We start from the raw sequence: 21,462 nt of genomic DNA, 5'->3' as shown, positions 1-21,462 counted from the left end.
ATCTTCACCCGATAAAGTGGACACCGTCCACGTTTCAATTAACTGCCAATTCAAACTCGGCATGTAACTTTAACCCAACGCTCAAATCTAATTATCTGTTGTGGGGTATACTCCATTATCCAAGAGCGATCTGCTGCAACTACAAGCATATGTTTTTGATTAAAGTAATCGTCTGGTTTCTTAAGCAGAGCATCCCAAGTTGTTTGCTGAAGTTCAGACCAAGCAGTATCGGTTAAAATGACTTCGATGGAATCCGAAATCTCTTTGCTATTTAACCAAGACTCCAATTTTTGGATATGAGTTAGATCTTCAAATGAAGCCATTACCCACTCGCTGGTTTCATCAACGCCAGAATCCCAAACAACTTCGTGCAAATGAGGTTCTACGAGTTTTCTAACATCTCTGCTTCGTAATGCTTGATTAAGAAGGTTGACCATCCATAGTTACCTAACGCTTTGCTAAGCGGCTAAAAATGGCTGGCTATAATAGCGAGGTACGAGCACAGCCAGCTGTTTGTGTCCGTTTAAGCAACTTGTTAGCGAACAATACTTTGACGTACTTCTTTTACAATTTCTGTAGCATCTTCGTGGCTGTCAGCCACAAATTTATACATAGGTTTAAAAAACTGCCTTAACTTGCTATTTTCATGAATGCTTTCAACCTTAATCATTACGCTATTGATATAGTTGATAGCAGTCAATGCATCTAATAACGCCACTTCGTCTGAGTTTGTAATAATATTCTCTAGTTGTTGATAGCTTTTTATATAATTAAGTTGTCCTTCAACAAAAGCTTTTATTTCTTCAGCTATTTCTCTTGCTCTTTTAGGTTCATCTGATTGATTACCATTAATGAATTCAAATGTTTTGAACGTAAAACTAAAATTGCTTTTCATTCTATCTCCGATTAAATGTCCCAAATTGAACTTGTTCGCTAACGCCGTAAATAAACGGCAAAAATTAGTTGGCTATAATTTGTGAGGTACGAACAAAGCCAACTGATTTTTGTCCGCCCTTTTTAATTTGCTTTGTTATATGCCCGATTACACCCCGAGATTTCTAAAAATTACCCGAGCTAACATCAATACAACAGTATAAATGAGAACTAATGTAACAAGCATTCCCAATAACCCCAAAAACACGACGTTCGTGGGTAATTCTCTCAGTGGCTGGTTTACATCTACGTTTAATACACCACCCACATAGTGAACTAAAGACACAAACAGGAATGTGGAAATAAACACTAGAAGTGTATAAACGAAATAACGAACAACTTTTCCTTTTGGGTCCGGAGCAGAATCAAATCTATAATCGAATTTATTCAAGTGAAACTCCAAGTTTGTTCAGGGCATATAACGCCTTGCTAAGCGGATAAAAATGGTTGGTTAAAATCGCGTAGCGATAACCAACTGTTTTTATTCCGTTTAAGCAACTTGTTATGTGTTTATGTAAAATCAAAAACCACGCAACCTTTTCCCGAGGTTGCAATATGTTTAAGATCTAAAGTAGATATTCCTCGTAAGTCCTTAAGAGTAATTTGCGCTTGTGTAGTAGATGCCGAAGCCGCAATATGTTTCAAATCTAAAGTTGAAAAATTACTCGCAGTTAAGATCATTCCCCCACCTGATGCTGCAATATGTTTCAAATCAAGAGTAGATAAAGCCATAATAGATTTCCTTTAGTATATTATTAAAAAATTAATTGATTATTAGATGTCATACACATAACGCCCAACTCAGTGGGCAAATTGAGCGCAGCGAAATTTGATCCGCTGCAGTTGTTTGTTAGCTGCTTTTAAGTTCAGCTTCAATTTCTGCATATAATTCATCAGTTGTATCACAAATTTCAGATGCTTCAGCAGTCATGCCCCAGAACTCATCAGAATAAATTTCTATCGCAATCAGCAGATGTTCCGCTGCCAAGCTGGGACTTATTTTCTCGGAAGGTATGTGCAGCCCTTTATCTGTACGTGAAAAATACAGCGACTCTTCTCTTAGCGATGAATTTTTTCCAGATTCATACCCGTCGAATATTTCTTTAGCCCGTTCAGCTCCAATACTATTTGCGATGCGATCACCTATTAAATAAATAGGGTCTACAGATATTTTATGCTTTTTCCCATGATTAAAGAGCGGGTCCTTTCCTCTCTTAACTTTTGTACGTTCTTCACCCCAAGCGCGCATATGACCAGCCTTTATTTTGGCGATCTCTTCAAATACCGTGATTGATAAGAATAATGAAGGTGCAAAACTACCATTTCTAAACAGACTGTATGATGCTCGTATTAATTCACAAACGTGAGCAACAGCCGCATTGTACTCATCACGTCCATGCAAGCCGGTATATTCCTCAGAAACGATTAAGGAAGCTTCATGCGCGATATGAAATCCTTTTTTCTCCACGTTGCCTCCTAGACAGCTAACGCCTCGTTAAGAGGCAAAAAATTGTTGGCTAAAATTAGCGACGAAGGAGCAAAAGCCAACTGTTTTTTGTCCTTTTAAACGACTTGTTAGCTGTATTTACACCACACTAATGGCTTAAACAAGTAAATAGCCTATAGTCATCTATGATAAATTCATTAGCTTTTTTATTGCATTGCTTTCCAATAAAAAATACAAATGTACCCTTTCTTTTGTTTTCTTTGTATTCATCTTGAGAAGCTGACACTAAACTTAATATGTAACCTTTTTTACTATCACTCCAACCGGAAGTATTAATAACAACATCATATGTATTACTAGGTTTATTATTTAACCAGCAGCCAGACAAAAGTTTTATTACTATTGTAGAATCATCAACTATAGGTTTTGTGAAGTTATTAAGCCTCCCAAACCTTAATTTATTCTCTTGAAATAGTACAATTTCATCGGGGAGTTGCTTGATTACTTCATTATAATTACCACCTGAAACATCACTAATAGAAAGCGGCATACTGCGCCTATCATAAGCGAAGTTCAGATAATGCTTTGCGATTGAGTTTATAGTTTTAACGCTATAATTGTGCTTTCTTTGGGTTTCAGATGGCCCTCCAGACCCCTTTGATATAGTTCTGCTGCTGTTTCCAGTAGAGCCAGTACCTTGCGGGTCACTAATAGATCTTTCTTCCCCCAAAATTAATACGCTTGGATGAGAAAGAGGAAAGCCTTCAGGTGTAGATATTTTCTTTTTCTTTGCTTCCTTAGTTAACTTCTCATCTTGCTCAAAAAAACATCCTTTTTCATGCATGTCAGGTTCATCAAACCTGAAGTAAGGTCGTTTTTTATTTACCTTTCTATCATATGAACACGGAGTAGCTTTTAATCTACACCCTATGCAAATATAGCCATCTTGATCAACTGCTTGAATATGCCATAAAGCTTCAGCATCGATGTGCTCTAAAGTATTTTTATTTCGTGCGATATCCACTAGACCTCCTTATACAGCTAACAACTTTGTCTACGACAACTGTCGTTTTATAAACCGACAAATGTCCATATATTACATTGCATTTATCTTAGCCCTCAAATAAATACCTGTAAACAACTAGTTAACTACAGCTCATACTTCATAAATGCAGAGATACCCCAAAATGGTTGAGATCAGTAATATTGGACAAAACACCATTACTGTATAAATAAACAGTACCGCTAAATATGCCATTTTTCGCTTATAAAACATTCAGCTCACTGGCTGGTAATTTAGCTAGGTGGTTTTAATTTTTGCCGCTGTTGATTATGATGTTCGTATTCCCTGCCTTTTTAAATCCATTAAGGTTTTTCAGTCATTTTATTAAGGATTATCTCATGTCTAGCTATAACGAATCTCCAGAGCAAATTGCACAGGCCACTGAGGGCTATGTGATGCAGCAAACTATGTTGCGTATTAAAGATCCAAAACCGTCGCTGGCATTTTATGAAAACGTATTGGGTATGAAACTATTAGGTAAGTACGACTTTCCTGGTATGGAATTTACCTTGTACTTTTTAGGCTATGAGCAAGATATGCCAAAAGGCGATGATAAAGAAAAAACTCAATGGGTGTTTCGCCGCCCTGCGCTGATTGAGCTTACCCATAACTGGGGCACTGAAAACGACGACAGCTTTAGCGGTTATCACAGTGGTAATGAAGAACCAAAAGGCTTTGGCCATATTGGTATTAGCGTACCTGATGTATATGCAGCGTGCGAACGCTTTGCTAAATACGATGTGGAGTTTGTAAAACAGCCAGATGGCGGCTCAATGAAAGGCCTTGCCTTTATTAAAGACCCAGACGGTTACTGGATTGAAATACTCTCACCAGAGGGAATTACCGATATTATTTTTGATAAATAACCCACATACAGAATATTAAAAAGCCAGCAAACAAGCTGGCTTTTGTGTTTCTAAATAAACAATTACTTATAAGTAAAAGTCACTTCATCCATTTTAGCTAAAACACCTGAATCAGACTCAGAAAAAGTAACTTTATCAGTTACTGCGGTAATATTATTAAAGGTTATAACTACTTCTCCTTCCATTACTGTATCGCCATTGTTAAAGCTAACGCTGTTTGATGTGGTCTGAAATTTATTTTTATAGTCAAATGAAAGGTGTACGTCACCTATATATGTTTGGGTTTTATTATCCGAAGAGAAAACTTGTTTGTTTGCTGTAATTACATGCTGATTAGCTAAAACAACACTTGGTAAAGCAATTGCAACAACGACTAATACTTTAAGTAACTTCATATTTATTTCCTTATATTAGAGAGCTTATAACAAATAAAAAATTAATGAGTATTTTTCGTACTCCACATTAAGCTTGCATAAAAGGTACTAGATTGCAAGTATAAAAAAACCAGCTGTTAAGCTGGCTTTGTATATTTACTAATTTACGTAATTACTTGCGTAGTGCGTCTATACGTGCATCAAGCGGTGGGTGAGATGAAAACAACTCAGCCATGCCTTTACCACTGGCAATACCAAAGGCCATCATTGAGCCTTCTAATTGCGATGGGTGGTTTTGCTTTAATCGCTCAAGGGCTGAACGCATTTTGTCTGCGCCTACCAACTGAGCTGCGCCGTTATCGGCTGCAAATTCACGCTTGCGGCTGTAATGGGCAACCACCACACTTGCTAGTACACCAAATAATACTTGGAATAACATATCGAATAAGAAGTAAGTCCAACTGCTGCCGCCCTCTTCTTCATCGCTATTTATAAAATTATCTACTATGCCCGCCAGCACTTTTGCGGCAAAAATAACAAAGGTATTAACCACGCCTTGAATTAGCGTGAGCGTTACCATGTCGCCATTAGCCACGTGCGATACTTCGTGCGCAAGCACCGCTTCGGCTTGATCTTGGGTCATGTTGTGTAATAAACCCGTACTTACCGCCACCAGCGAGTTATTTTTACTCGGGCCGGTTGCAAACGCGTTCATTTCTGGGCTGTCGTAAATAGCCACTTCCGGCATATTAATACCGGCTTTTTTAGCTTGCGTAGCAACGGTATTCATTAACCACTGCTCGGTTTCGTTACTTGGTTTAGTAATAACCTGTGCACCGGTTGATTTTTTCGCCATCCATTTCGACATATACAATGAAATAAACGACCCACCAAAACCAAATACAGCAGCTATTAATAAAATACCACCCAGGCTACGATGGCTTAAGCCCAGCGCACTCATTATGATTGAAAGCACAACACCTAATACCAACATAACCGCTAAGTTAGTTAATAAAAACAAAAATACACGTTTCATACATGGTCTCCAAAAATAACATTTATTGCTGAGCGATTTCTTTTTGTTGATCGGCCATAGCAACCACTGCGTTATGACACACTATGTCATAACGTCAGCGCTATTTTGTGACAAACTATGTCATAACGCAAGGGATATTTTTAAAGTTTTATATATATTAAATTAAGTTAAGCTTTTTAGGTTTTTTTCTGTTCAATAGTAAAAATGCACTTATAAAAACAATATAATTCAATAAGTTACTTTATTTTATACTATACGCTTTTATATAAACCGTGATTAACATTTGCCATATCTGTGGGGAAGCCTCGCTCTTTTGCAAGTACTTGTGCAATTTTACTTATATTTTCATTACAACTGTTCTCAAGGTAGGCCCATTGGTGATGCTTACGGTGGTTATTACTGTCGTGTTCTGTGCAAATTAAACCAAGCTTTACAAATTCAGCTACTATTTCGTCAGCAGCGATCAAAGTTGATGACGCTTTTACATTTTCGGCTCGTGCGTAGCTAATATGCGAATATAAACTTACGTCGGCAACGCGCAAGGTGTCGTCTTCGCCTGGGATCTGTTGGCCGCCAAACAAGGCATTGTTTTGCGTATTAGCGTTTTTAAATGCTGGTACAAACTCAGCTACATAATCAATCGCTTTTTGACCACGTGCTTTTAGCACCTGCTGATCCCAACCATTATTTATATAATTTAAGTACTTAGTAGGCAGTTGTGGCTGTGCCGTTTGCTCAGCTGTATCTGCTAGGCCATCGTTAAACAAGGTAATTGAGTTAGTCATACCATGAATTTGATAAAAGCCATTAGGGTACGGCGTTAATTGTGCCATGCCCTCGGGTGTGCCTCGGTTACCATAAATAATAATCTCGGGTATTTGCCCGCCAGCGCCTTGCCAGTGTGCAATGTATGAGGCTTTAAATTCGACCATACGCTTGGGCTTTACGCCTACCATGTCATCAACAATACCGGTTTGAAAGCCACAGGCGTTTATAAGGTAATCTACTTCTGCTGTTTGGGTCGTGTTGCTTTGGTTGTTTTGGTATTCAATTTTCCATTTTGGCATTTGATTGTTAGCACTACTTTGCTCAACTTTGCTGACTTGCTTTACCTCTGTGCTGGTAAGCACGTTAGCGTGTTCGTACTGGGCAAGCGCAAGCTGTGCACTTGCTGACAATCTAAATATATTCCAACCGTATTCTTGAACAACAATAAGTGGGTATTTTACTTTGTTTAAGTTTAAATGCTTAGCAACGGGGATCATCCACCCATCTAGCGTTTTAGGCTCAGTAACCTGCTCTTTTTTACTCAAGGTTATCATTTGCTCATGGCTATAAAGCTGATAGTAATTATCAGGCTCGCCAAGAACTTTATTATTATGATCTTGTTCAATTAAGTCTTTATATGCATTAGTAAGCTTGTCTAACCTTGGCAGTAAATCATCCGGTGAATCATCATCACGCGTTGGCACAGCAAATACAGTTGGGCGTACATCTATGCTGTAAGGATATAGTCGTAAAATATCAATACATTGTTTAAGTAAATCTATACAGTCTTGATCTGGAATTTCACGGTATAAATTACCACCGGCGTGCAGATGGCACATAGGAGGGCCGTCAATAAGTGACGTTTTTTTCTCAAATATAGTCGTTTTTATGCCCAATGCCGCAAGGCGAATCGCAATTGTTGCCCCTGCAGTTCCCCCACCTAAAATACCTACACGGGTTTTAGGCAGAGCACTTTTTGGTAGAGCTGATTCTGCCTTCACCTGTGTATTATAAGCGTAGTTCTTAATAAATGGTTGGGTCATGGTATTTGTTATTTCCTTAGTAACAATAGCACTGTGTAATTAGCGTTATATATGCATACAGGGTGTGTATTTCAAGGCGCTAAACATATTTATTAAACCGGTGTATTTAATATATAAACTGCTTTGTATATTTATAAAATTACAAAGCAGTATAGTTTAGGCATTTATAGCAAGTGCAGTAAGAAGAGTTTTATAAATTTGTAATTTAGGGGTTTGCTCGGTATAGGGGCTTATAGCAAGCAACGGAAATGGTAAACGTGTTTTAAGCGAATCTAGGTTTGCTTGGTATTCATCCATAGTGGCATCAACTTGGTTGGCAATCCAGCCAATGCAATTAACACCCATACTTTGCATATGTGCTGCAGTGAGTAATGCATGATTTATACAGCCTAGTTTCATCCCTACTACTAATATTACGGGTAGTTGCTCTGCTTTTACCCAGTCATATAAATATTCGTTATTATTAATTGGCAATGCCCAGCCGCCCGCACCTTCTGTTAGCAGGTAGTCTGCACCTTGTTGCTTCACATTTTTATAAGCGGTACGTAGCTTTTCAACGCTTAGGGTTACTCCCACTTGCTCTGCTGCAATGTGCGGAGCTATGGCGGGCGCAAATGCAAATGGGTTAATTATGTCGTATTTAGCGCTGACTGTGGCACTTTCCATTAGCATTAGTGCATCTGCGTTTACGAGCTGCTCAAACGCCATTTCACACCCAGAGGCAATCGGCTTAAAACCTATTGCGCGCTTTTTATGTTGCGCGAGTAACTTTAACAGCAAACTGGTTACATGAGTTTTACCGGCGTCGGTATCGGTACCGGTAATAAAAAACTGGTTCATGGCATGGCCTTATTATTTTTACTGGGCTTTTTCTAATGATAACAATACCACATGGTAAGATACATGGGCTTGGTTGTTTATAAGCGGATACCCCGCACATACTTTTTGTAGCGCCGATTTAGTTAATAGACCAGGGCGTTGGCTTGCTTTATTTTTCGACGTTGCACCAATGGCTTTAATTGAACTAATCGCTTTAAGCGGGCTGGTAAACTCATCTGTATAAATAACCTCTGTCGCATTATTAACAATAAACCCTGCCTTTTTGACCGATTGGTTTATATTATCGCTACTTAAAAAGTTATTAATGTGGCTATGCGAATCGAGCGCGGCAAACGCCGTTTTTATTTCATGTAGTGAGCCTTCTACCACCGTACTTATGTACGCCTGCCCACCGGGCTTTAAAGCTGAATATAATGAATGCATTAGCATTTCAAAATTAGCCGACCATTGCATTGCAAAATTACTAAATACCACATCAATACTATTTTGTTGAAAGGGTAAATTATCCATGTCGGCGCAAATACGCGGTGCGGTTACTGCACTATTTTTAAGCATGGTAAGGCTTAAATCCATGGCAATTACCTGTTTATATATTCCTTGTAACTCTTCGGTATTCACTAACGGCCCAGCGCCTAAATCAACACAATGTTTGTGCTTTGTGCTCGCATCAAGCTTAATGAGTTTAATTAAATCGATTGCTGCTTGTTTTTGCACATGCGCATGGGCTACATATTGGTTTGCCGCCGTTGAAAACTTGCGTTGCGTTACCTGCTTTAAACTACTAAAAGCTAAACAAGTTAACGGTGACTTTATACGCGAGTTAGCATTTGTAGCGTGTGCGCTTATCATGCAATGGCCTTTTTTAAACAATTTACCAATGTTGTTATGTCTTGCTCGGTATGGGCGGCGGTTAAGGTAACGCGAAGCCTTGAGGTATTATGCTGCACCGTGGGCGGGCGAATAGCGGTTAGCCAAATCCCCTGCTGTTTGAGCTGCTCACAGGCTTTTAAGGTCTGTTCGGCACACCCTAAAACTAGGGGTTGAATGGCAGTTGTTGAATCCATTAAGGCAATTTTGTGTTCATTGGCTAAACGTTTAAATAAAGCAATATTAGCGTTTAATTTTGCACGCTTGTGGTTAGCATCACGTATGGTTTTAATTCTTGATAATGTATGCAAAGCAATAAATGGCGACATTGCAGTCGAATAAGTGTAATCGCGGTTAAACTGCAACATGTAATCAATAAATTCACTTGAACCTAATACACACGCCCCGCTACTTGCCACCGCTTTACCAAAGGTGATCACTAAAATATCTGGTAAATTATCTGCCGCTATAAGTGGCTCACAGCTTCCCAAACCCGATTTTCCCAGTACGCCAAAGCCATGCGCATCGTCTATCATTAACCAGGCGTTATGTGCTTTAGCTAAACTAAGTAACTCAATTAATGGGGCTTGGTCGCCATCCATTGAGAATACACCCTCACTCACGATCAGTTTATACTTAGCATTGGACTTTTCCAGCCGTGAACGTAAATGATTCATGTCGTTATGGTTAAAGCGCACAAGTGCCGCGTTTGCATGCAGTGCGCCGTCGATTAAGCTCGCATGATTAAGTTTATCCTGAAAAATCGCACTTTGTTGAGCAATGGCTTTATCTTGAAATAACGCTTTTATAACACTGCTATTAGCACTAAAGCCCGAATTAAACAGCATGGCATTGTTATAGCCCAACTGAGCACATAGGTATTTTTCGAGCTGTTGCTGCGCACCTTGATAGCCTGTCACTAAAGCAGAGCTGTGACTTCCTAGGCTCTGCATGCCTTCAAGCAAAGTGGGTTCATCGGCAAAGCCTAGGTAGTCGTTACTAGCAAAGTTAAGATAGCGTTTATTATCAACTATAATTTCACGCGCACTGGCTTGCTCAATAACATAACGCTTGCGGTTGAGCGCGCTTTGCTGGCGCGCTTGTAAATGGCTATTTATAAAATCAAATGACATAGCAATACACAATGTTAAGCAGGATAAAACAATTCTGAACTGGCTTTATCGGCCACTTTAGAAGATAACGACGCAGCAACGGCTTCATCTGAATAGTCTTCTGACGTTTCAGGGTTCATACCCAGTTTTTTAATTAATTGCATATCAGCATCAGCTTCTGGGTTTTCTGTAGTAAGGAGTTTATCACCATAAAAAATGGAATTAGCACCGGCAAAAAAACACATCGATTGCATTTGCTCATTCATTGCGCTGCGCCCTGCCGATAATCGCACATAGCTGTGTGGCATCATAATACGCGCGGTGGCAATAGTACGAATAAACTCAAACTGATCTAAGTCGTCTACGTTTTCAAGCGGTGTCCCTTTTACTTTTACTAGCATGTTAATTGGGACGCTTTCTGGTTGCTGCGGCAAATTTGCCAATTGCATTAATAACCCATAACGATCGCTGGGTTGCTCACCCATACCGACAATACCACCAGAACAAACTTTCATACCGGCATCACGCACATGATCAATAGTGTTTAGTCTGTCTGCAAAGGTGCGGGTAGATATAATTTGTTCGTAGTATTCAGGTGAGGTATCTAAATTATGGTTATAGTAGTCAAGCCCTGCATCACTCAGCGTATGCGCTTTTTCATTGGTGAGCTTACCTAGGGTCATACAGGTTTCAAGGCCAAGCTCTTTTACTTCTTTAACCATTTTTGAAATGTACGGCATATCACGATCTTTAGGATCTGACCACGCAGCGCCCATACAAAAACGGGTGGCGCCTTTTTGTTTTGCAAGGCGTGCTTGCTCTACTACTTTTTCTACTTCTAGAAGGCGCTCTCGCTCTAGGTCGGTTTTATAATGACCAGACTGCGGGCAATATTTACAATCTTCAGGGCAAGCACCTGTTTTTATTGATAGTAAAGTAGAAATTTGCACCTGATTAGGATTAAAATTAGCACGGTGTACGGTCGCGGCTTTAAAAAGCAGATCGTTAAACGGCATTTCAAATAAGGCTTTAACCTCGCTATGGGTCCAATCGTGGCGAACTGTTGCAAGCTCCATAATACTCTCTTTTATTTTTTGCTCTTGGTGTTATTGGCTTAGAATACGTATTGTCGTACCATTGTCAACGAAACCCATATAGCTAAAGTTTACATATGAGCATAAAACACACAATAGACCTTGATTTTGACCGAAATCACATTTGGCACCCTTATACATCAATGACTCAACCAATTCCGGTTTATCCTGTTACAAACGCCAATCACAACCTTATACACCTAGAAACAGGCGAGAAACTCATTGACGGTATGGCCTCTTGGTGGAGCGCAATACATGGCTACAATCATCCCGTTTTAAATAATGCGATGACAGAGCAAATCAATAAAATGAGCCATGTAATGTTTGGCGGCATTACCCATTACAGCGCAGTGGAGCTTTGTAAAAAGCTAGTAGCAATAACGCCCGAGCATTTAAATAAAGTATTTTTAGCCGACAGCGGCTCGGTAAGTGTTGAAGTAGCGATTAAAATGGCGCTGCAGTATTGGTTAAGCCAAGGCATTAATACTAAACAAAAGTTAATGACTCCGTTTAAGGGCTATCATGGCGATACCTTTGCAGCCATGAGTGTGTGCGATCCGGTTAATTCTATGCATAGCTTGTACTCTGGCTTTTTACCTGAGCATGTATTTTTACCTGCACCTGTTAGCCAATTTCATGACGAGTTTAATCAAGCCGAGGCGGATGAACTAGAACACTATTTTTTAAAACACCACCAGCATGTTGCCGCCTTTATTATTGAACCCATAGTACAAAACGCGGGAGGAATGAACTTTTATCATCCTGAATATTTAGCCTGTGTGCGCAAGTTATGTACTCAATACGATGTATTGCTCATTTGTGATGAAATTGCCACAGGCTTTGGCCGTACAGGTAAAATGTTTGCTGTAGAGCACGCCAATGTACAGCCAGATATACTTTGTATTGGCAAGGCACTCACCGGCGGCACCATGACCTTATCAGCCACGTTAACGACCGATAAAATAGCGATAGGCATTAGCGAAGGTGAAGCCGGTGTTTTGATGCACGGACCTACATTTATGGGCAATCCACTCGCCTGCGCTGTGGCATGTGCCAGTATAGACTTATTGCTTGAACAAGATTGGCAAAAACGAATTTGTGAAGTAAACCAAGCACTTCAACAATTACATCAGTGTGGCTCACTTACTGATGTAGCTAATGTGCGCACTTTAGGTGCAATTGGCGTCGTAGAACTGACAGATGAGGCAGGAATAGTAGATGTAGCTAAAATACAGGCTTATTTTGTTAGCCAAGGAGTGTGGATACGCCCGTTTGGTAAGTTAATTTACTTAATGCCACCGTATATAAGTAACGATACCAGTATTAAAAAGCTTTGCGATGCAATATATAACGCCATAAAGGGTAAACATTACGTATAGATGGTTAATTATTTTAGCCACTAAAGTTAAAATTAAATTGATATTTCTATTTAGTTATTATTCCTCTGTAAAGTTTAGTAAATTTAATCCTTTGGCTCGATTTAGTGTGTTGATCTAAGGGATGTTTAGGGATATGATAATGACTATCATTTACAATAACATTTATGGACTCACTTGCTATGAAAATATTACTTAAGCCTGCCAAGACATTAAGTGCAACTTTTTTACTCGCTTCTGCGATTTTTGCACAACCGGCACTTGCTAACGGCCCAATTGGTGAGCATGTTAATCACCTTCAAGCTAATTTAAAAACCTACAACGAAGACGTTGAGTGGATGGTTTCAAAGGTTGATACCCTAGTAAGCGATTACGAGCAAAAAGGCGCTAAAGCAGTTAATACTGATGACTTAATTGAGTACTGGGAATCGGTTAAATTTCACAGCGCCATAGAAACAAATTATGTCCCTGTGTATGCCTCTATTTGGCAAGGTTTGTATGGCATAAAAATGGCTATTGATAACAAAAAGCCAGCCTCAGAAGTACGTTTGCAGCAACAAGCAATGAACAATGCTTTATGGCAAGGCCTAGGCGCAGTTAAGCTAGCGGCTCAGTTTCAACAAAAAGGGTTATTAAAAAGCGTTAAAGCCACAGCAACAAAAGAAATGACGCAAAGCGCGACCATTGATGAAATTAAACATAAATTAGACCGAGTGGTCGCTAAATACGCAGAACGTTTAAGCGATGAAGCAACCAGTATAGTTCACGATACTTACCTGCATTTATTTGAAGGTGTAGAAGGCACACTCATTGAGCAAGACGCTAACTTAGTAGAAGTTCTTGAAAAAGACTTTAACGTAACCCTACCGCAGGCTATTTCAGGTAATAAAACAGTAAATCAAGTACGCGAAGTGGTTGTTGATATGCAAACTAAGTTAACTCGTGCACAAACGCTAATTGAAAAAGCAGAAAAGTCACGTAAGGATGTATTTTAAGTGGAACGCAGAACCTTTATTCAAGGCTTAGCTGCGTTAGGGATAGCTGGCGCTTTGCCGCTATCTCTTTCACGCGCGTTTGCCGCTGATATTGCCAACCCCGTGTCGGTAGATACATTACCTAAACTGAAAGGCGCACTCACCCTTTATTTAGGACGTGGTGAAGGTGGCTTATACGAAAACGTTTTACAAGCCATTCAAAAAAAGAACCCGGATTTAGACCTTGCTATTCGACGCGGCCCAACTGCAGCTTTGGCTAATACGATTGTTGCCGAAGCTAAAGCAGGTGTTAAACGTGCTGACTTATTTTGGGCTGTAGACTCGGGCGCTATTGGTTTAGTAACCGATGCAGGGCTTGCTAAACCTATGCCTGGTGATTTATCTGCACAACTACAACCACAGTTTAGATATGATGAGTGGGCACCTGTAACTGGTCGTATACGTACTTTGCCATTTAATACTGAGCGTTTAACCAAAGAGCAAATTCCAAAAAGCATTATCGAAATAGCCGATAGTGATTTAAGTATTGGTTGGGCGCCAGCTTATGCCTCTTTTCAATCGTTTGTTACCGCTATGCGAATTTTAGAAGGCGATGATAAAACTGCTAAATGGCTTAAAAAAGTGCAAAAACGCTCAAAAACTTACGCTGGCGAACTTGGTGTGGTAATGGGTGTTGAACGTGGTGAAGTAGATATTGGTTTTGCAAATCACTACTACACGTTACGTTTGAAGTCTGGTAAACCCGACGCTAAACTTGATCTTGCATTTACAGAGCAAGATGCCGGTTGTTTAGTGAATGCCTCCGGTATTTTATCGCTATCTGACGACCCACTAGCAACTAACTTTATGCGCTATTTACTCAGCGTTGAAGTACAAAGTTATTTAGCGAGTGAAGCGTATGAAATTCCGCTAGTAAATGGCATAAAGCAACCTGATGGCTTGCCTAAATTAACCAGTATTTCGCCACCTAAAATAGACTTAACCCAGTTGGCTGACTTACGTCCAACTATTGACTTAATGCGCAGCAGCGGCGTTTTATAATGCGAATACCACCATCTTATCCTATGGCGCTGCTTGCAGCGCTTGTTACCCTTACTCCTATTTTTGTTTTAATAACGCTTGCCAGTGACGCAAGCTCTTTTTTTGATAGCCATAATTTAACCATTTTAGGAAATACTCTGTCGTTAATGGGCTTAACTGTATTAGGCTCAATTTTAATTGGTGTGCCACTGGCGTTTATTAGCGCTTATGTGCAGCTGCCATTTAAAAAGTTTTGGTTAGTAGTATTTGCCGCCCCTTTAGCTATACCAAGTTATATTGGTGCATTTACGCTTTACGCTGCATTTGGCCCTGGTGGTGAAATACATAACATACTTGGTTTTGAAACCCCTTCTATGTATGGCTTAACTGGCGCCGCCATTGTAATGACCTTGTATACCTTCCCGTTTGTAATGATGACAACCCGCTCCTCCCTACTTAGTCTTGATGCGAGCATGGTCAATGCAGCGCGTACATTGGGGATGTCGATGACACAAAGCGTTTTTAAAGTTATTTTACCCCGTGTTGTAAATGGTATTGCTGCGGGCTCATTACTCGTTGCCTTATATACACTATCTGACTTTGGTACACCGGCAATGATGCGTTTAGACACTTTCACTCGCGTTATTTATGTAGAATATAACGCCTTTGAACTGAGCCGTGCGGCTATGCTGTCTATGCAGTTAATGGTGATTGTTGGTTTTTTACTAATGATTGAATCGCAAATTAAAACTGCGTCTGAACGCCAAGGCCGGCCTCTTATTTTATTCCCAAAAAAATGGCAATTAGGCGCGATGTTTGCCACCTTTGCACCAATTTTATTACTTGCTATTGGCTTACCACTCGCAGTGTTTACACTTTGGCTAGTGCGTGATGGTTTTAGTTCGTTTGATTTTAGTATTGCATGGCACTCTACTTACGCTTCAGCCATTGCAGCTATTGTTACAGTTATTGTGGCTATTCCTGTGGCGCATGCTGCTTTAACCGGAAAAGCAGGTAAAGTGATGGAACGCGTTACTTACTTTGGTTTTGGTATTCCGGGGATTGTTATGGGCACAGCGCTTGTGTATGGCGGCTTACAACTGCCATTTTTATATCAAACACTGGGCTTGTTGATCATTGCTTATATGCTACGTTTTTTACCACTTGCGGTTGGCTCTGTACGTACCAGCACCGAGCACCTTGATCCAAGCTTAGTAAAATCAGCCCGTGTGTTAGGCGCAAGCCCACGTGAAGCTTTCACACGTATTACTTTACCACTGACTATGCGGGGTATTATTGCAGGTGCTGCTTTAGTATTTTTAGAGTCGATGCGTGAATTAGAAGCCACACTATTATTGGGTCCAACTGGTTTTGAAACCTTATCTACGTATTTATGGCGTGTTTACGAAGCTGGTTATTTTGGTCGCGCAGCAATACCTGGGTTATTGTTGGTGGTGATTTCGGCGGCGGCTTTAGCTATTATGATGTCTGGCGAGAAACGCAACCAGTTTGAACATTAAGGATTTATATAAATGCTATCTGTAAGTCAGTTGTCTATAGATTATGGCAGTAATCGTGTTGTTAGTGACTTAAATTTCACTTTAGGTGAAAGCGAAATTTTAATGCTTGTTGGTCCAACAGGTTGTGGTAAAAGTACTATTTTACAAGCCCTAGCTGGGCTTTTACCAATTAGCGACGGCGAAATTAAAGTTGCTAAATGGACTGCTACACCAAAGCATACTGTAGCCCCTGAAAAACGCAGTGTGGGTATGGTGTTTCAAGACTTTGCGTTGTTTCCCCATTTAACGGTTGAGCAAAATGTGTGTTTTAAACTTAAAGACATCAGCCCTGCCGATCATTGGATAAAGCTACTCGGTTTAGATGCGTTTAGACATAAAAAACCAGCTACACTTTCTGGCGGACAAAAACAGCGTGTTGCATTAGCGCGCACCCTAGCCCACCAGCCAGACTTTGTATTACTTGATGAGCCACTATCAAACTTAGACGCGGCTTTAAAAGACATGCTACGTTGGGATATACGTAATGCGCTTAAAGAAGCCGGCGTACCCGCTATTTGGGTAACGCACGATCAAGAAGAAGCACTTTCGGTGGGCGATCGCGTGGGTGTACTAAAAGGCGGAAAAATACAGCAAATTGATAGCCCAGAGCAATGCTTTAGTGCACCCAATAATCGCTTTGTGGCACGCTTTCTAGGTGAAGCTAGTTTTATAAAAGGAACGCTGAATAACGGCCAAGCACTTACCGATATTGGTAATGTTCCCGCTCATGGTGTTGACTGTGAAAACGGTGAGGTAGAGGTGTTACTTCGTCCAGATGATGTATTATTAGTACAAAGCAGTGTAGGAAATAATGGCGAAGTAATTTGGGTACGCTTTGAAGGCGGCAGCAGATTATGCGCCATAAAACTAGCCTGTGGTACTGTGGTTACAAGTCGCGTGAGTCATGAAGTAGTGGTAAACCCCAGTGATAACGTTCATGTATCGCTTAGTACCTCTCATCCACTGGCGGCATTTAAAAGCTAGCGCTTTATATATTCTACTTTGGAGGAAACTATGAACGGACCAAATCCAAACAATCCATCACCTATGGAAGGGTTTCCTCAAGTAGGTTATTTAAAAAACTTTATCACCTCTGCGAATATAGACGTTGGTGATTATACCTATTACGACGACCCTGATGGCTCTGAAAACTTTGAAAAAAATGTACTTTACCATTTCGATTTTATCGGGGACCGTCTTATCATAGGTAAGTTTTGTGCGATAGCTAAAGACGTTACCTTTATAATGAATGGGGCTAATCATCAAACCTCCGGCTTTTCTACCTATCCATTTTTTATATTTGGTAATGGCTGGGAAAAATCTGCACCTCAACAAGGTGATTTACCTTTTAAGGGAGATACTGAAATAGGTAATGATGTGTGGATAGGTTACAACGCCACCATTATGCCAGGAGTAAAAGTCGGTGATGGTGCCATTATAGCAAGTAAATCTGTGGTAACGTCTGATGTGCCCGCCTATGGCATTGTTGGCGGTAACCCTGCAAAATTGATAAAAAAGCGTTTTGATGATGCGACAATTAATAAACTTCTAGCGATTGCATGGTGGGACTGGAGCAGTGAAAAAATCACCGCTCATTTAGATGCCATTACACACTCTGATATAGACGTATTAGCTAAAATTTAATAATTACCACTCAAACATGTAAGCCATTTTACTAATCGTTTTTAACGGTATGTTATGGCTATTGCGTTTTGCGTATAAGTGTTGCATTGACTTATCTTTCACTTCGCCAACAATCACTTCTTTTACCTGATAGCCTAAAGCAATGGCTGCTTGTGAATAGGCAATAAATTCCCACTTTTTAATATTGGTGTTATCCACTATTACCAGTTCAATGCCTTGTGCTAAGGCATTAATAAAACGGGCCAAGTTTAAATTATGATATTGCGATAATTTAAACTTATCAAAATGATACTCACCCTGCTCGTTAACAAAGTAATCATCTGTTGAGCAAATAAAATATTGGCTTTCATCTGCTCCGGAAAGTTCCTCGGCGAGATTTTGCGCATAATATGACTTACCACTGCCTGGTAGTCCTCGTAAAATAAAAACTTGTTTCATAGCATCCATTTTTTATTAATACGTCAATTCGGTTTATTTACTAATAATGCCACAAATTGATGAAATTTCAGAGCAACAAATGGTAATAGTGGTTATTTAACTGTAAAAATTGGTTAAAAAAACAACGTACCACTAAAAACTTTTAAAGAGTTGCCCACAACAGTTTTTTTATTTTACTTTACTAGGTATTATACAAGGTTCAAGTGCAGTGACCTCAAATGCTAAAAAGCATGAGTAACGCACAGTTAATTTATATAGTTAGGCAACTTATATCATTGGAGTGAAGATGAGCCATTTAGCGATTTCAGAGCTATTAAAAGGCAATGTTGCGGTAGACAGCCAAGTAACCATTAAAGGCTGGATCCGTACACGCCGCGATTCAAAAGCAGGAATATCATTTTTAGCCGTTCATGACGGTTCGTGTTTTGATCCTATTCAAGCGGTAGTTCCTAATTCACTGAATAATTATGATGAAGTTACAAGCTTAACAGCAGGCTGTTCTGTGTCGGTTACCGGTGTATTAGTACAATCAGCAGGACAAGGTCAATCTTTCGAAATTCAAGCTAACTCAGTAACTGTGTTAGGTTGGGTTGAAAACCCTGACACCTACCCAATGTCGGCTAAACGCCACAGCATTGAGTATTTACGTGAACACGCTCACCTTCGCCCTCGCACTAATATGATTGGCGCAGTAACACGTGTACGTAACTGTTTAGCACAAGCAATCCACCGCTTTTACCATGAGCAAGGGTTTTACTGGATCAGCACGCCAATTATTACTGCAAGTGACTGTGAAGGCGCAGGTGAGATGTTCCGCGTATCAACGCTTGATATGCAAAATCTGCCAATGACGGACAAAGGCGAGATTGATTACAGCGAAGACTTTTTTGGTAAAGAAGCCTTTTTAACGGTTTCAGGCCAACTTAATGGTGAAACGTACGCTTCAGCTATGTCAAAAATTTACACCTTTGGCCCAACGTTCCGTGCAGAAAACTCTAACACATCTCGTCACTTAGCTGAATTTTGGATGGTAGAGCCAGAAGTTGCGTTTGCTGATTTAGAAGACATCGCAAAACTGGCTGAAAACATGCTTAAGTATGTATTTAAAGCTGTATTAGAAGAGCGCCGTGACGACATGGAGTTTTTCGCATTACGTGTTGAAAAAACAGCCATAAGCCGTTTAGAAGAATTTGTTGAAAAAGACTTTGCCCAAGTTGACTACACCGATGCTGTAGAGATTTTAAAAGCGTGTGGCAAGAAATTTGAGTACGACGTTGAATGGGGTGTAGATTTACAGTCTGAGCACGAACGCTACCTAGCTGAAGAACACTTTAAAGCACCGGTTGTTATTAAAAACTACCCGCGTGATATTAAAGCATTCTACATGCGTCAAAATGAAGACGGCAAAACTGTTGCAGCTATGGACGTAGTTGCACCTGGTATTGGTGAGATCATTGGTGGTTCACAACGTGAAGAGCGTCTTGATGTATTAGATGCACGCCTTGAAGAGATGGGCTTAAACAAAGAAGATTACAGCTGGTACCGCGACCTCCGTAAATACGGTAGCGTGCCACACTCTGGCTTTGGTTTAGGTTTTGAGCGTTTAGTTGCTTATGTTACCGGTATGGGTAACGTACGTGATGTTATTGCATTCCCACGTACTAAAGGCAGCGCAACGTACTAAGCTAAGCTTTGTAACGTTAAATAAAAAAACCAACCCTCGGGTTGGTTTTTTATTGTCTGATATATTAATGTGCATAAATACTTGAATAATTTGCCTCCCGCTTAGGGAAGGAAATTGTTATAAATACTAAATTTTTATAAATATTTTTCGTTTATAAAGTATATTCGAAATTACCCAAAAGCCAATAACATGCAATAAAGCAAAGGTGAACGATGCCAATTTAGCGCTCATAACCAATGCGAGTTGCTGATACATCCAGTCCCCCAAGTTTAGCTCGCCAATATTTATCAGTGAATAGCTCAGTACCCACACAGCCGATAATACATATATAAACAGTGGGTTTGATCCATACACAATTAATGGATTAACAAGGCGCTCAGGTTTAACAATGTCACAAAGCCAAACAAAAAATGCCAACACAATACAAGCAATCCCGGATGTGTAAATAACAAAGCTACTAGTCCAAAGTGATTTATTAATTGGCATAACCATTGAGCTTAATTGCCCAATAACAACGGCAACTACACCAATAACTAATAAACGCTTAATGCTTGTCCACTGGCTACTTGTGCTCGTTAACAGGCCCGTTACTTCAAAACCAAACAAGACACTCACCACTGCGGGTAACGTGCTGATGAGACCTTCTGGATCAAATGCGAGCCCTTTACCTTGCCATAAATGCGACTCACCTAGTACGACAATATCAACCGCTCTAACTAGGTTATGTTCGAGTGTATAAGCGTTTTCAGCGCCAACACTTAACAGTGATAACCAATAAGCAACTAAGGTAATAACCGATAGCGTTAACACCCCTCGCCTATTTAAAAACAACACACAGATAGACGCTAAAATATAGGCTATCCCTATACGTTGCAGTACACCTAATATTCTCAAGTTTTCAATATTGGTAGTAAAGGGATAAATATTTAAAGCTAGACCAATGGCAAATATAATTGCTCCACGTTTAACTAGTCTTAATACTTGGCTAGCACTGGCTGCACTGTTCGTTTTTTTGAACGAAAAAAACATCGCAGAGCCAATAATAAACATAAAAAACGGAAAAATTACATCCGTAGGGGTACAGCCATGCCAATCTGCATGAAGTAAAGGGGCATACACATGGGACCACGACCCCGGCGTGTTTACCAGTATCATTAACGCTATGGTTAGCCCTCGCATAGCATCAAGTGCTTTATACCTTGTCATTTTGGCTCCTATTTAATAATTTGTATTGCTACAAATGACAACGCTGTCACTTTGTAGTAAAAAAACTTAAATCGCAAGTAATTTAGATAAGTGGAGT

22 protein-coding genes are annotated in these 21,462 nt (G+C 40.0%); 8 read left to right on the top strand and 14 right to left on the bottom strand.

From position 1 onward, the window contains the following. Window positions 1-50 precede the first annotated feature (50 nt). The 5 genes from AN392_RS05745 to AN392_RS05725 form a co-directional block, all read right to left on the bottom strand. Complete coding sequence (locus tag AN392_RS05745) at window positions 51-437, bottom strand: hypothetical protein (protein ID WP_055012120.1); 387 nt, start codon at window positions 435-437, stop codon at window positions 51-53. 98 nt (window positions 438-535) lie between these two features. Beyond that, complete coding sequence (locus AN392_RS05740) at window positions 536-895, bottom strand: hypothetical protein (RefSeq protein WP_055012119.1); 360 nt, start codon at window positions 893-895, stop codon at window positions 536-538. Between the two features lie 548 nt (window positions 896-1,443). After that, entirely contained in the window at window positions 1,444-1,665 is a 222-nt protein-coding gene (locus AN392_RS05735; RefSeq protein WP_055012118.1) for a hypothetical protein, read from the bottom strand. A 118-nt stretch (window positions 1,666-1,783) separates the two neighbouring features. Continuing rightward, the gene (locus tag AN392_RS05730; protein ID WP_055012117.1) at window positions 1,784-2,401 is read right to left on the bottom strand and encodes an AbiV family abortive infection protein; all 618 of its coding nucleotides are present in this window, start codon (window positions 2,399-2,401) and stop codon (window positions 1,784-1,786) included. A 127-nt stretch (window positions 2,402-2,528) separates the two neighbouring features. Then, window positions 2,529-3,404, bottom strand: coding sequence for a hypothetical protein (locus tag AN392_RS05725; RefSeq protein WP_055012116.1), 876 nt, complete (start codon window positions 3,402-3,404; stop codon window positions 2,529-2,531). A gap of 377 nt (window positions 3,405-3,781) precedes the next feature. Between AN392_RS05725 and gloA the strand changes: the two genes are divergently transcribed. Beyond that, complete coding sequence (gloA, locus tag AN392_RS05720; RefSeq protein ID WP_054200967.1) at window positions 3,782-4,309, top strand: lactoylglutathione lyase; 528 nt, start codon at window positions 3,782-3,784, stop codon at window positions 4,307-4,309. 62 nt (window positions 4,310-4,371) lie between these two features. Here gloA and AN392_RS05715 read toward each other — a convergent pair whose 3' ends face one another. The 7 genes from AN392_RS05715 to bioB all read right to left on the bottom strand — a co-directional run bounded on the left by AN392_RS05715 (window position 4,372) and on the right by bioB (window position 11,425). After that, window positions 4,372-4,704, bottom strand: coding sequence for a hypothetical protein (locus AN392_RS05715; protein ID WP_010390060.1), 333 nt, complete (start codon window positions 4,702-4,704; stop codon window positions 4,372-4,374). A gap of 151 nt (window positions 4,705-4,855) precedes the next feature. Continuing rightward, window positions 4,856-5,719 carry a protease HtpX gene (gene htpX / locus AN392_RS05710; protein WP_055012115.1) on the bottom strand — a complete coding sequence of 288 codons (864 nt, stop codon included), beginning with the start codon at window positions 5,717-5,719 and terminating at the stop codon, window positions 4,856-4,858. A 251-nt stretch (window positions 5,720-5,970) separates the two neighbouring features. Then, window positions 5,971-7,530 (bottom strand): FAD-dependent oxidoreductase, encoded by a 1,560-nt coding sequence (locus AN392_RS05705; protein WP_055012114.1) that lies wholly within the window; start codon window positions 7,528-7,530, stop codon window positions 5,971-5,973. Between the two features lie 156 nt (window positions 7,531-7,686). Continuing rightward, window positions 7,687-8,370, bottom strand: coding sequence for a dethiobiotin synthase (bioD, locus tag AN392_RS05700; protein ID WP_055012113.1), 684 nt, complete (start codon window positions 8,368-8,370; stop codon window positions 7,687-7,689). 18 nt (window positions 8,371-8,388) lie between these two features. Next, window positions 8,389-9,219: a methyltransferase domain-containing protein gene (locus AN392_RS05695; protein WP_055012112.1), complete on the bottom strand. Its 831-nt coding sequence runs from the start codon at window positions 9,217-9,219 to the stop codon at window positions 8,389-8,391. After that, window positions 9,216-10,370 carry an 8-amino-7-oxononanoate synthase gene (locus AN392_RS05690; protein WP_055012227.1) on the bottom strand — a complete coding sequence of 385 codons (1,155 nt, stop codon included), beginning with the start codon at window positions 10,368-10,370 and terminating at the stop codon, window positions 9,216-9,218. Before AN392_RS05690 ends, AN392_RS05695 begins: the two co-directional genes overlap by 4 nt. Before the next feature lie 14 nt (window positions 10,371-10,384). Continuing rightward, window positions 10,385-11,425, bottom strand: coding sequence for a biotin synthase BioB (bioB, locus tag AN392_RS05685; protein WP_055012111.1), 1,041 nt, complete (start codon window positions 11,423-11,425; stop codon window positions 10,385-10,387). Window positions 11,426-11,520: 95 nt separating this feature from the next. On the opposite strand from bioB, the gene bioA reads away from it, so the two are divergent. The 6 genes from bioA (at window position 11,521) to AN392_RS05655 (ending at window position 18,037) form a co-directional block, all read left to right on the top strand. Continuing rightward, entirely contained in the window at window positions 11,521-12,822 is a 1,302-nt protein-coding gene (bioA, locus tag AN392_RS05680; protein WP_055012110.1) for an adenosylmethionine--8-amino-7-oxononanoate transaminase, read from the top strand. A 179-nt stretch (window positions 12,823-13,001) separates the two neighbouring features. Further along, window positions 13,002-13,814, top strand: coding sequence for a hypothetical protein (locus AN392_RS05675; RefSeq protein ID WP_055012226.1), 813 nt, complete (start codon window positions 13,002-13,004; stop codon window positions 13,812-13,814). Further along, the gene (locus tag AN392_RS05670; RefSeq protein WP_055012109.1) at window positions 13,815-14,855 is read left to right on the top strand and encodes an extracellular solute-binding protein; all 1,041 of its coding nucleotides are present in this window, start codon (window positions 13,815-13,817) and stop codon (window positions 14,853-14,855) included. It begins immediately after the preceding gene. Beyond that, window positions 14,855-16,354 (top strand): iron ABC transporter permease, encoded by a 1,500-nt coding sequence (locus AN392_RS05665; protein ID WP_055012108.1) that lies wholly within the window; start codon window positions 14,855-14,857, stop codon window positions 16,352-16,354. The genes AN392_RS05670 and AN392_RS05665 overlap by 1 nt, the downstream gene beginning before the upstream one ends. A gap of 12 nt (window positions 16,355-16,366) precedes the next feature. Beyond that, window positions 16,367-17,377 carry an ABC transporter ATP-binding protein gene (locus AN392_RS05660; protein WP_055012107.1) on the top strand — a complete coding sequence of 337 codons (1,011 nt, stop codon included), beginning with the start codon at window positions 16,367-16,369 and terminating at the stop codon, window positions 17,375-17,377. A gap of 30 nt (window positions 17,378-17,407) precedes the next feature. After that, window positions 17,408-18,037, top strand: coding sequence for a Vat family streptogramin A O-acetyltransferase (locus tag AN392_RS05655; RefSeq protein ID WP_055012106.1), 630 nt, complete (start codon window positions 17,408-17,410; stop codon window positions 18,035-18,037). A gap of 3 nt (window positions 18,038-18,040) precedes the next feature. On the opposite strand, the gene AN392_RS05650 is transcribed toward AN392_RS05655, so the two are convergent. Beyond that, the gene (locus AN392_RS05650) at window positions 18,041-18,475 is read right to left on the bottom strand and encodes an ATP-binding protein (protein WP_008113825.1); all 435 of its coding nucleotides are present in this window, start codon (window positions 18,473-18,475) and stop codon (window positions 18,041-18,043) included. Window positions 18,476-18,761: 286 nt separating this feature from the next. Here AN392_RS05650 and asnS point away from each other — a divergent pair, with 286 nt between their 5' ends. Then, a complete protein-coding gene (gene asnS / locus AN392_RS05645) occupies window positions 18,762-20,159 on the top strand; it encodes an asparagine--tRNA ligase (RefSeq protein ID WP_008113822.1) in 1,398 nt (465 codons plus the stop codon). A 126-nt stretch (window positions 20,160-20,285) separates the two neighbouring features. Here the strand turns inward: asnS and AN392_RS05640 are convergent, their stop codons facing one another. Then, window positions 20,286-21,365: an acyltransferase family protein gene (locus tag AN392_RS05640; protein WP_055012105.1), complete on the bottom strand. Its 1,080-nt coding sequence runs from the start codon at window positions 21,363-21,365 to the stop codon at window positions 20,286-20,288. Window positions 21,366-21,462: the final 97 nt, after the last annotated feature.

The sequence above is a fragment of the Pseudoalteromonas sp. P1-16-1b genome, assembly GCF_001401785.1.
Lineage (GTDB): Bacteria > Pseudomonadota > Gammaproteobacteria > Enterobacterales > Alteromonadaceae > Pseudoalteromonas > Pseudoalteromonas undina.
Note: the sequence above shows the minus strand (reverse complement) of the source record. Positions and strands in the feature narration are given on the sequence as shown.

What these genes read in the sequence shown, in the direction of transcription:
- AN392_RS05745 (WP_055012120.1), bottom strand. Translation starts at nt 437, where the DNA reads ATGGTCAACCTTCTTAATCAAGCATTACGAAGCAGAGATGTTAGAAAA.
- AN392_RS05740 (WP_055012119.1), bottom strand. Translation starts at nt 895, where the DNA reads ATGAAAAGCAATTTTAGTTTTACGTTCAAAACATTTGAATTCATTAAT.
- AN392_RS05735 (WP_055012118.1), bottom strand. Translation starts at nt 1,665, where the DNA reads ATGGCTTTATCTACTCTTGATTTGAAACATATTGCAGCATCAGGTGGG.
- gloA (WP_054200967.1), top strand. Translation starts at nt 3,782, where the DNA reads ATGTCTAGCTATAACGAATCTCCAGAGCAAATTGCACAGGCCACTGAG.
- AN392_RS05715 (WP_010390060.1), bottom strand. Translation starts at nt 4,704, where the DNA reads ATGAAGTTACTTAAAGTATTAGTCGTTGTTGCAATTGCTTTACCAAGT.
- htpX (WP_055012115.1), bottom strand. Translation starts at nt 5,719, where the DNA reads ATGAAACGTGTATTTTTGTTTTTATTAACTAACTTAGCGGTTATGTTG.
- AN392_RS05705 (WP_055012114.1), bottom strand. Translation starts at nt 7,530, where the DNA reads ATGACCCAACCATTTATTAAGAACTACGCTTATAATACACAGGTGAAG.
- bioD (WP_055012113.1), bottom strand. Translation starts at nt 8,370, where the DNA reads ATGAACCAGTTTTTTATTACCGGTACCGATACCGACGCCGGTAAAACT.
- AN392_RS05695 (WP_055012112.1), bottom strand. Translation starts at nt 9,219, where the DNA reads ATGATAAGCGCACACGCTACAAATGCTAACTCGCGTATAAAGTCACCG.
- AN392_RS05690 (WP_055012227.1), bottom strand. Translation starts at nt 10,370, where the DNA reads ATGTCATTTGATTTTATAAATAGCCATTTACAAGCGCGCCAGCAAAGC.
- bioB (WP_055012111.1), bottom strand. Translation starts at nt 11,425, where the DNA reads ATGGAGCTTGCAACAGTTCGCCACGATTGGACCCATAGCGAGGTTAAA.
- bioA (WP_055012110.1), top strand. Translation starts at nt 11,521, where the DNA reads ATGAGCATAAAACACACAATAGACCTTGATTTTGACCGAAATCACATT.
- AN392_RS05675 (WP_055012226.1), top strand. Translation starts at nt 13,002, where the DNA reads ATGAAAATATTACTTAAGCCTGCCAAGACATTAAGTGCAACTTTTTTA.
- AN392_RS05665 (WP_055012108.1), top strand. Translation starts at nt 14,855, where the DNA reads ATGCGAATACCACCATCTTATCCTATGGCGCTGCTTGCAGCGCTTGTT.
- AN392_RS05660 (WP_055012107.1), top strand. Translation starts at nt 16,367, where the DNA reads ATGCTATCTGTAAGTCAGTTGTCTATAGATTATGGCAGTAATCGTGTT.
- AN392_RS05655 (WP_055012106.1), top strand. Translation starts at nt 17,408, where the DNA reads ATGAACGGACCAAATCCAAACAATCCATCACCTATGGAAGGGTTTCCT.
- AN392_RS05650 (WP_008113825.1), bottom strand. Translation starts at nt 18,475, where the DNA reads ATGAAACAAGTTTTTATTTTACGAGGACTACCAGGCAGTGGTAAGTCA.
- asnS (WP_008113822.1), top strand. Translation starts at nt 18,762, where the DNA reads ATGAGCCATTTAGCGATTTCAGAGCTATTAAAAGGCAATGTTGCGGTA.
- AN392_RS05640 (WP_055012105.1), bottom strand. Translation starts at nt 21,365, where the DNA reads ATGACAAGGTATAAAGCACTTGATGCTATGCGAGGGCTAACCATAGCG.